Consider the following 9187-nt stretch of genomic DNA (forward strand, 5'->3'; position numbering starts at 1 on the left):
CGGTGCTGGCGCATCCTGGGCGCTCCAAAGGCGTGTACGCGATCCCGGCGACGGCGGAGGATGTCGCGGCGATGGCGGCGGTTGGCCTGGACGGGATCGAGGCGCTCTACTCAGGACATAGCGCCGAGCAGCAGCAATGCTACGGCGATCTGGCGCGGCGGTACGGCCTGCTGATCACGGCTGGCTCCGACTCGCATCATCCGGCGCAGGGCTTGCGGGGTCGTCCGGCGCGGGATTGCGCGGCGTTTCTGATGCGGCTGGGCATTCCATTCGAGTAAGGCCGCGCGGCTGATGGCCCGTAGCTTGCGACGCGGCTGTCTCATGAGGTTTGACAATCACATTCGGTAAGCGCGTACTTGCGATACGCCCTACGGAGCCATATCGCACCAAAGCATTGCCAGCGGCGCACAGGAGGCGGGTACGAGGCCGACGATATTAGAATCCAGGGGGCACCTGCGGATTGGTTTCGTGCTGCTGGCGCTGGTGCTGGCGATCGGCACGGCTGGCTATATCTGGCTGGAAGATCTGCCGCCGCTTCAGGCGTTTTACTCGACGCTGCTGGTCGTATCGACGCTGGGCTTCAGCCAGTTTATGCCCAGGACATCGGGCGGCATCATCCTGACCATCGGGCTGATCTTTAGCGGCGTCGGCACGTTATACTATCTGCTCGGCAGCTTCGCGGAAGCGCTGATCGAAACATCGCTAGGCACACGACGAGAGCGACGCATGGAACGACAGATCGCCAAGCTGCGCAAGCACTACATCGTCTGCGGCTATGGCCGCGTGGGCCGTCATGCCGCGCAAGAGCTGAGCTTGCAGCGGCAACTGTTTGTGATCGTCGACATCGACCCGGAGATGGTCGAAGATGCCCGCAGCCAGGGCTGCATCGCGATTCTCGGCGATGCGACGGAAGATCGGGTGCTGCGGCAGGTGGGCGTCGAGCGGGCGAAAGGCTTGCTGATCGCTACAGCCTCGGATGCGGCGAATGTGTTTATCACGCTGACGGCGCGCGCGTTCAACGACCGGCTGATGATTGTCGCGCGGGCCAGCGACGAGTCGACGGAGTCGAAGCTGCTCAAGGCGGGCGCGGACAAGGTGATCGCGCCGGAAGTGGTGGGCGGGCAGCGCATGGCGGCACTTGTGCTGCGCCCCGAAACCACCGATCTGGTCGATACGCTCACGCTCGCGCACGACGAGCAAAGCTGGATCGACGAGGCCCTGATCGATCAAGGGTCGGCGCTCTGCGGCCTGACTCTGGGCGAAACCTCCATCCATAGCCGAACCGGCGCGCGGGTGATCGCGATCCGTCGGGCGAGTGGCGAGCTGATCACCAACCCGGACGGACAGGAAGCGCTCCATCCGGGCGATGTGCTGATCAGCGTTGGTGATCGCGACCAACTTGCGCAGGTAGAAGCGCTGACTCAATCCGCGCCGGAGCAGAGCGCGCGAAAGGAATATGCTGATGAAACTATCGGAAGCGCGAATCGATAAGCTGAGCGAGGAGATTGTGGATGTGCTGGCCGAGCAAGACGATGTGCGCTTGCAGGCCGACGACGTGAAGCTGCGTCATGCGATCCGCGATGAGATGATCGACGAGCTGACGGTGGAAGAGCGGCTGGACGCCGAGGTGCGCAAGATACTGGAGCAGTACCGTAGCGATATTACGATGGGCCGCATGAACTACGATGAGCTGTTTCGGCGCGTCAAGCAGCGGTTGATCAACGAGCGCCGCATTGTGCTGTAGCGCGGCGGGGCCAGCGGAGCGGGTGCTGGGATCAGGCGATGTGGCGGCACGTCGCCTTTGCCGTGCCCGGCGAGCCTGAGCATGGATACCGCACGAGCATACCACGACGCGATGAGAGCATGATGAACGACACCAACGCTCGCCCGACGGCACCCGACGCGCTGCCGGAGGTTGCCCGTCTGTTTTTCAAGCTTGGCTGGATCGCGTTTGGCGGCCCGGCGGCGCACATCGCGCTAATGCGCGAGGAGGTTGTCCGGCGGCGGCGCTGGCTCGACGATCAGCATTTTCTGGATCTGCTGGGCGCGACCAACCTGATCCCCGGCCCGAACTCGACCGAGCTGGCGATCCATCTGGGCTACGCGCGAGCGGGCTGGCGCGGCCTGATCGTCGCCGGTACGCTCTTTATTCTGCCAGCAATGACGATCGTGCTGGCGCTGGCCTGGGCCTACCAGCGCTTCGGCGAGCTGCCTGAGGCGACCGCGCTGCTGTACGGCGTCAAGCCGGTGATTCTGGCGGTGGTGCTCCAGGCCCTCTGGACGCTGGGCCGGACAGCGGTGAAGGATGTGTGGCTGGCGGCGATCGGCGCGGGCGCGCTGGCGCTGTATCTGCTTGGCATCAACGAGATCGGGATCTTGCTGCTTGCCGGGGCGCTCGTCGGGCTGCTGCGGCTGCGACGTTACGGGGGCGGCGCGCAGGCAGCGCTGCTGATGCTGCCCAACGCGGCGCTGCTGATTGCTAGCGGGCAATCGCCGGTGCCGGTCAGCCTGTGGCGCTTGTTTCTGATCTTTCTCAAGATCGGCTCGGTGCTGTATGGCAGCGGCTACGTGCTGCTGGCGTTCTTGCGCTCCGATCTGGTGCTGAATACGCGATGGCTGACCGATCAGCAACTTCTGGACGCGGTCGCCATCGGGCAGTTCACGCCGGGGCCGGTCTTTACCACGGCGACCTTTATCGGCTACCTGATCGGCGGCTGGGCGGGCGCGATCCTGGCGACGATCGGCATCTTTCTGCCGTCGTTTATCTTTGTAGCGATCACCAATCCGTGGGTGCCGCGTCTGCGGCGCTCGCCGTGGGCCAGCGCGCTGCTCGACGGCGTGAACGTCGCCTCCCTCGGATTGATGGCGGGAGTCACGCTGCAACTGGGACAGACCGCGCTGGTGGATCTGCTGACCGCGCTGCTGTGCCTGATCGCGGGCGTGCTGCTGATCCGCTACAAAGTCAACTCGGTCTGGCTGGTGCTTGGCGGCGGGATCGTCGGGCTGATCGCGCGCTGGCTGGGGTGGTAGGGGCGTGGGCAGAGGATGGGGAACTTGAACCCTTGAACGTTGAACTCGAAACTCCTGATCCCCGACCCCCGACCGGCTCGTCGATTCCGCGCTATGAGGCGGCTGAGCGAGCAGGACTTTCGCTCTTGATGCGTCGGCGAGCAGCGGGCGCGGGCGTGCGCATGACATCGATCAGCAGCGCCAGGACGATGCCGATCAACGCCCCGGCTACGCCCCCGACGAGCGTGTTGAGCGTCGTTTGGGGCGACGACGGACCCAATGGCGTCAGGGCACGGCCTGCAAGCTGCACTTCCGAGTGCTGATCGGTGTAGAGCGCCTTGACGTAATTGACGTAGGTGGTAGCCCAGGCATCGGCGAGCGCTCTGGCCTGCTCCGGCGAGGCTGCCGAGGCCGAGATTTTGAGCAGATCGCCGTCCGCTCGCACGCTGATGTAGCGCGTGAGGGTGCCGGGCTGATAGCCGCCGGGCACAAGCTGCTTCAGCACGTCGGGCTGGATCTGCGCTTCGATCGCGTCGCTTTGGGCCAGCGCGAGCAGACCTTGCCGCCGGGCGGTAATGTCGATCGTCTCGATCCTGACGATTGGCTCGTTCACGCCCACCTGTGATCCGGTCTGGCGAATAAAGAGCAGGACCGACGATGTAGCGGTGTATGTTTTCGGGAGCGACATCGATACGCCAGCGACGATCACGGCGACCAGCAGCGCTCCGATGACGACCCAATACCAGCGTCGAGCAACAGCAAGCATATAAGGACGAAGATCGACATCGTCGTAATCTTGCATCGTGTTTCCTTTTGTGTCCGGTGAGGCGGTCGAACGGCGTCATGCGCCGCCAGGCCGGGGGTGTGGGACGTTCTCCACAGAATCTTTATCCCGCGACTGGATCAACACGCTCTTTGTCCGTAAATGTGTCATGATGATGCCTTAGGCCGCTGCGATTATAGTAACTAACCTGGGGCATGTCAAAAAAAGCAGAGCGATTGACAGCCTCACTATCCTTCGGTATCGTATGCTGCCGGATACGTCTGTGCTCCGCGTGTCGTGAACCTGTTTGCAGGATCAGCTACGAGGGACTCCGTTGTCGATACTTAAAGCTTATCTTCCCCCCGATGCCCCTGCCCTGAGGCTGACGAGGCCGGGTGTGCGCTGGATGTTTGTCGGCCTGTGGAGCGGGCTGTTTCTGATTCATGCTCTGCTCTATCTCCTGCTGATTCCACCCTGGCAAGCCCCCGACGAGCCGACCAGCATCGAGCTGCTGCTGACGATCGAGTCGCGCAGGCGGCTGGTTTCGCCTGCCGATGAAGACCCGACAATTCAGCGCGAGATCGTGGCCTCGATGGCGCGGGCGCGCTACTGGGATCTTGGCGGCTACGGGCGACGACCGCGAGTACCCGATCCGATCTTTAAGGATGTGTATGCCTGCTGCGGCACGCAGCTGCACCGTCCGCCGCTCTACCATCTGCTGCTGCTGCCGGTGGCCGATCTGACACAGACCTGGCCGCTTGAGCAGCGGCTCGTGATGCTGCGGGCGGCAACCTTGACGCTAGGCATGGCGACGGTGGCGCTGGCGACGCTCGTCGGGTTTGAGCTGGCGGTGATGCATCCGGCGCTGGCGCTGGTGCTGCCCGCGCTGGTAGTATTCCATCCGCAGTTAGCGTACAGCAGCGCTACGTTCAACAGCGATAATCTCGTAGCGCTGGTGGGAGCAGCCATCTTTCTGACGCTGCTGCGGCTGCTGCGGCATGGGCTATCGCTCAAGCGGCTGGCTGTGCTTGGCCTGCTGGTGGTGCTGGGCTTCGGCACCAAGCGTACGATCCTGTTTCTGCTGCCCGCGCTGGTTGTCGGCGTGGGCTGGCAGGCGTTGCTCGTCTGGCGCGCCAAACCGAGCGCCCGCAGGCTGCCGCTGGCTGTACTTGGTCTGCTGCTGGCTGTCGCTGTGGTTGTCGGTATGCCTGGCCTGCGGGTGCTCGTGCTTAAGCTGCTGAATCGATTCATCTTTTTTGAAGGAATCGCCACCCAGCTTCGCTATATTCTCACGACCTACGGCTCCGCCTCGGTTAGTCTGGGAACCCTGGCTCTGATGTCGCTGCGCTTTCTCAATCAATCCTTTTGGGGCAGCTTTGGCTGGCATCAAGTGCATATGCCACGCGCTGTCCAGTACGTTCTGCTGACGCTCGTCGTCGTCACCTGGAGCGTATCGCTGGCATGGATCGTCCTGCGCCGGTCGAGTATTCCGGCGTGGCTGCGACGCTACCTCAGCCTCAGTGTGCTGACGATTGTGGTTGCGATTTCCATCGCCCTGATCAACGCGCCGCCGCCGCTGATGCCGCAGGGCCGCTACCTCTTCCCCGCGCTGATTCCAATTATGACGCTGATCGCGATCGGGCTGTGCGCCTGGTGGCCGCGTCGCTGGACAGCCTACGGCGTAAGCCTGGTCTGGCTGGCGCTGATGGCGCTCGATGTCTATACGATCGCGGGCGTCGTGATCCCAGGATTTTACTCATGAAGCGCGTACGGCTATGGTCGATCGCCGTGGGCTGTCTGCTCGTCCTCGGATTGAGCTTCTGGGCCGTGGTGCAGCCCTTGGCGCAAGCGGTAGAAGGTCCGCCGCCGCCGCTGGGCGAGAGCCGCGTGACGCTGGAGTCCGGCCACGTGGTACGGCAAACGCTCGCGCTGCCGCAGCCGGTCCCCGGCGATATTGCGCCGCGCATCTGGATTCAGCGGGTGCTCTTGGAGCAGGCCAGGCTGACGGTTCGCGCCGAGGCTGTGGGGCAGACGTTGGGCCAGACCAGCGTGCGGCTGCCGGTGCCGGACCAGTCGTTTCATGTGCTGCAACTGCCGTGGTGGCACATACCGGCGGGCGCGCGCTCCGTAACGCTGACGATCGAAGGTAACGGCGTTGTGCTGCTGGCAACGGCGGTCGATCGTGTCGCAGGCGGCGACCTTGAGATCGATGGTGTGTCGCACGCGCCCGGCGATCTCGCGCTCCAGATCGTCAGCAGCGATCGGGGGATCGAGCGCTATGTGCCGCTGTCGGCGGCTGCCGCTCAGAAGCCGGGCGTGCTGGGCTGGCCCCGGCTTGTGCTGCTGGTGATCGCGGCGTTTGTGATCGGCGGCATGCTACTGATTGGCTCGGCAGCGCGGCTGGCGCGGTTGGTGGAAGGCGCGCAGCCGTCCGCCGAGGGCGATGCTTGACGCTCTACACGCGCGGCGAGACGATCACTCCGATCGCCTCGCCGCGTGGTAGCGCATATGCTCAGGCCATGTGCTCGACCTGCGATTACTGACACGCCTCGATGTACCACGGCTCGTTTGCCGACAGTTGCAGCCTGATCTGGCCGTTGACCGCGCCATCCTTGTCCCAGGTGCTATTGCCGTCGGCGATCGGCGCGAAGGCCACGCCGGTCTTATTGACGAGACGCAGGCAGCGAGCCGCGAAGGTCGCGTAGCCATTCGCCGACCAGGCGACGGTCTTCTCGGTGCCTCGCGGAGTGCGGAAGACGTAGCCGGCAACGCCTGGCTGGTTGAGCAGCCGGGTATATTTCGCGCCCGACAGCTCGCGGGTCAGCGCGTAGTAGGCGTTGTAGGCGGGCTTCGGGCTATTCAGATCGCGGCCCCGGAACAGTCCCGACGAATCGCCGCCGCCGCCGGAGTCGAACACGGTAAACCAGGCCAGATGCTCGACGCCGACCGCCAGCGCCTCGACGTACATATGCACGAGCCGCTGCGCCTGTTGGTTTTCGCTGCTGCCGCTCTCCGGCGCGCTCCAGTAGCCAGCCTCAGGCACGATCACCGGCAGATGCCCGACGCCGTAGTACTGCATGATGTTGCGAATCTCAAACACTTTGTCGCGGATGCTGGGGAAGATGATCGAGTAGTAGTGGACGGCGACGGCATCCAGATAGGCTGTCGCGCCGCCCGGCCTGCTGTTGAGCGTCGCCAGCACGATCGGCAGGAACTCGCGCACAAAGCCGCGCGTCCCGCCCGGCGGCAAGAACGCATCGTAGGCCAGCCCGCCGATCATCACGCGCGCTCCCCGGTCCTCGCCATGCACCACATTCGCGACATCGGCCAGCATATGCGCGTACTCCGCGCCGCGCTTGCCCCAGTAGCCCTTGATGCCGGGATCGTCCTGATAGTAATTGACATAAAAATCCGGCTCGGCATAGAACGACCAATCATGCACGCAGAGCCCTCCGGGCGCGTCGTCGCTGCCGTCGCAATCGTAGCGCCGGATCATCGCCCGCACGAAGTTAAGCCGCTTATCGGGCTGCGTCGCGCTGCGATCCGGCGTCCAGGCCCAGGCGGGATCGCCGGTGAAGAGCGCGAAAACGCTCATGCCCGCATCCTGCGCGTTGCGGACCTTGGTATCGAAGCTGGACCAGTCGCGCACGCCTTCGGCAGGCTCGATCGTGCCCCAGTCGATCACGGTCGTGACTCGTCTGGCACCGGCGGCCCGCATTTGCGCCAGGCCATTGGCCTGATCGACGTTGCCGTACATCACGATGCCAAAGGGATTGACGTAAGTCGGATCGTAGAGGTTGATCGTGAGCGGCAGGTGGATCTTGTGGGTCAGGCTAGCTGCTGTAGCCTGCGGACGGGTGGCCTGGTCCTGAGGCTGCGGGGTAGTCCGGGGGTGGAGCGCGCCGGGCAGCGCGCTCAACAGAAGCTGCGTGATGATCAGCGCAGCGAGCAAGCGAATCGGTTGTACCATCTCTCTCTCTTTCCGGGTGTTGGTTGGCTATTGCCCTTTCATACGCAGCACGACGCCGATCGTGCGCAGCATAATCAATGCGTCCAGCCAGGGCGCCTGGTGTTTGATGTAGTACAGATCGTACTGGAGCTTGATCAGCGCATCCTCGACGGTGCTGCCGTAGCCGTAGTTGACCTGCGCCCAGCCGGTCAGTCCCGGCTTGGTGGCGAGGCGGATGCGGTAGAATGGGATCTGCTGCTGGAGCTGCTTGATGAACTGCGGTCGCTCAGGCCGTGGCCCCACCAGGCTCATCTCGCCGCGCAGCACATTGATCACCTGTGGCAGCTCATCCAGCCGCGTTTTGCGCAGGAATCGCCCGACGCGCGTAATGCGCAGATCGTCTTTCACGGCCCACTGCGCCTGACCGTTGCCCTCGGCATTCTGGATCATCGAGCGGAACTTGCGTACCTGAAAGCTCCGCCCGTGCAGCCCCGCGCGCTCCTGCAAGTAAAAGATTGGGCCGGGCGAGTCGAGGAGAATAGCGACGGCGATCAGCGGGCACAGCACGACAAAGACGATCCCGCCTGCCAGCCCGAACAGAATATCACTCAGGCGCTTGATGATCGATAGGACGTTGCTGGCCGCGTGCTGCTGAAGCGGTAGCGCGGTGTACCACTGGCTGCCGATATGCTCGACCGCGATCTTCCCCGTCAGATGCTCGTAGAGCAGCGGCATCGGGATGATCGCAATGCCCTGCTCGTAGCAATCCATGATCGCCTGCAACATGCTGCCGCGCACATCCGAGCTGATCGCGATAATGATCTCGTCGACGCGATACTGCCTGGTAAGCTGCGGCAGCCGCTCGTGACAGCCCACAACCGGCGTGCCGTCGACGAGCGTAAACTGCTTCTCAGGGTCGTCGTCGATAAAGCCCAGGACCTGATAGTGCGCGTCGTGCTCCCGCATCACTTCGTGCATGATCGTACCGGCTTTGCCAGCGCCCAGGATCAGCACGCGCCGCCGTGCCAGCGGCCCGCTCAAGGCCAGCGCATAGACCACCCGCCACGCCAGCAACAGCAGCGTCGAGCCGACGATGGCGATGGCTGGTGCCAGACGCGGCAGCAGCCCGCCGGGCGTGAGCGGCGGGAACATGCTCGGCGGGTTGCCGATGATCGGCGCGGGCGAGGTGATAAAGAACAGCATCAGATAGGCCAGCGCGATGGTCACGCCGCCGCTGATAATACGGCTGACGCTGCCCGCGACGGTAATCGCCAGCCGCAGGTTGTACATGTTGCTGAAGGTGAGCCAGAGCGTCCAGCCGGTAAAGATAAACAATGCCCAGAGCGCCTGCTCGCGCCAGAGCGCCCAGTTAACGATCCGCTCGGCCCAGGTTGACCAGAGCAGGAGCGCTCCCACAATGCTCGTGATGATCAGCAGCAGATCGCCTGTCACCAGCAGGAGACGCC

At 63.9% G+C, this 9187-nt stretch carries 9 protein-coding genes; 6 read left to right on the forward strand and 3 right to left on the reverse strand.

Translation table 11 applies throughout. The annotated features are described in order from the left end of the window. The 4 genes from VFZ66_07995 to chrA form a co-directional block, all read left to right on the forward strand. The coding region (locus tag VFZ66_07995) for a hypothetical protein (GenBank protein ID HEX6289118.1) at positions 1–278 on the forward strand (278 nt) is incomplete at its 5' end. Positions 279–468: 190 nt separating this feature from the next. Continuing rightward, positions 469–1491 (forward strand): potassium channel protein, encoded by a 1023-nt coding sequence (locus VFZ66_08000; GenBank protein ID HEX6289119.1) that lies wholly within the window; start codon positions 469–471, stop codon positions 1489–1491. Continuing rightward, positions 1463–1744 carry a DUF507 family protein gene (locus VFZ66_08005; protein HEX6289120.1) on the forward strand — a complete coding sequence of 94 codons (282 nt, stop codon included), beginning with the start codon at positions 1463–1465 and terminating at the stop codon, positions 1742–1744. Before VFZ66_08000 ends, VFZ66_08005 begins: the two co-directional genes overlap by 29 nt. Before the next feature lie 38 nt (positions 1745–1782). Further along, a complete protein-coding gene (gene chrA, locus VFZ66_08010) occupies positions 1783–3030 on the forward strand; it encodes a chromate efflux transporter (protein HEX6289121.1) in 1248 nt (415 codons plus the stop codon). Between the two features lie 91 nt (positions 3031–3121). Here the strand turns inward: chrA and VFZ66_08015 are convergent, their stop codons facing one another. Then, positions 3122–3811 carry a hypothetical protein gene (locus tag VFZ66_08015; protein HEX6289122.1) on the reverse strand — a complete coding sequence of 230 codons (690 nt, stop codon included), beginning with the start codon at positions 3809–3811 and terminating at the stop codon, positions 3122–3124. 358 nt (positions 3812–4169) lie between these two features. Between VFZ66_08015 and VFZ66_08020 the strand changes: the two genes are divergently transcribed. Further along, entirely contained in the window at positions 4170–5534 is a 1365-nt protein-coding gene (locus VFZ66_08020; protein HEX6289123.1) for a hypothetical protein, read from the forward strand. After that, positions 5531–6223: a hypothetical protein gene (locus VFZ66_08025; GenBank protein HEX6289124.1), complete on the forward strand. Its 693-nt coding sequence runs from the start codon at positions 5531–5533 to the stop codon at positions 6221–6223. Before VFZ66_08020 ends, VFZ66_08025 begins: the two co-directional genes overlap by 4 nt. Before the next feature lie 85 nt (positions 6224–6308). On the opposite strand, the gene VFZ66_08030 is transcribed toward VFZ66_08025, so the two are convergent. Then, a complete protein-coding gene (locus tag VFZ66_08030) occupies positions 6309–7742 on the reverse strand; it encodes a hypothetical protein (GenBank protein HEX6289125.1) in 1434 nt (477 codons plus the stop codon). Positions 7743–7769: 27 nt separating this feature from the next. Further along, on the reverse strand, positions 7770–9187 hold a 1418-nt coding region (locus tag VFZ66_08035; GenBank protein HEX6289126.1), incomplete at its 5' end, for a sugar transferase.

This window comes from Herpetosiphonaceae bacterium (genome assembly GCA_036374795.1).
Lineage (GTDB): Bacteria > Chloroflexota > Chloroflexia > Chloroflexales > Kallotenuaceae > LB3-1.

Coding starts and splice junctions, on each gene's coding strand:
- VFZ66_08005 (HEX6289120.1), top strand. CDS start 1,463: ATGAAACTATCGGAAGCGCGAATCGATAAGCTGAGCGAGGAGATTGTG.
- chrA (HEX6289121.1), top strand. CDS start 1,783: ATGTGGCGGCACGTCGCCTTTGCCGTGCCCGGCGAGCCTGAGCATGGA.
- VFZ66_08015 (HEX6289122.1), bottom strand. CDS start 3,811: ATGCAAGATTACGACGATGTCGATCTTCGTCCTTATATGCTTGCTGTT.
- VFZ66_08025 (HEX6289124.1), top strand. CDS start 5,531: ATGAAGCGCGTACGGCTATGGTCGATCGCCGTGGGCTGTCTGCTCGTC.
- VFZ66_08030 (HEX6289125.1), bottom strand. CDS start 7,742: ATGGTACAACCGATTCGCTTGCTCGCTGCGCTGATCATCACGCAGCTT.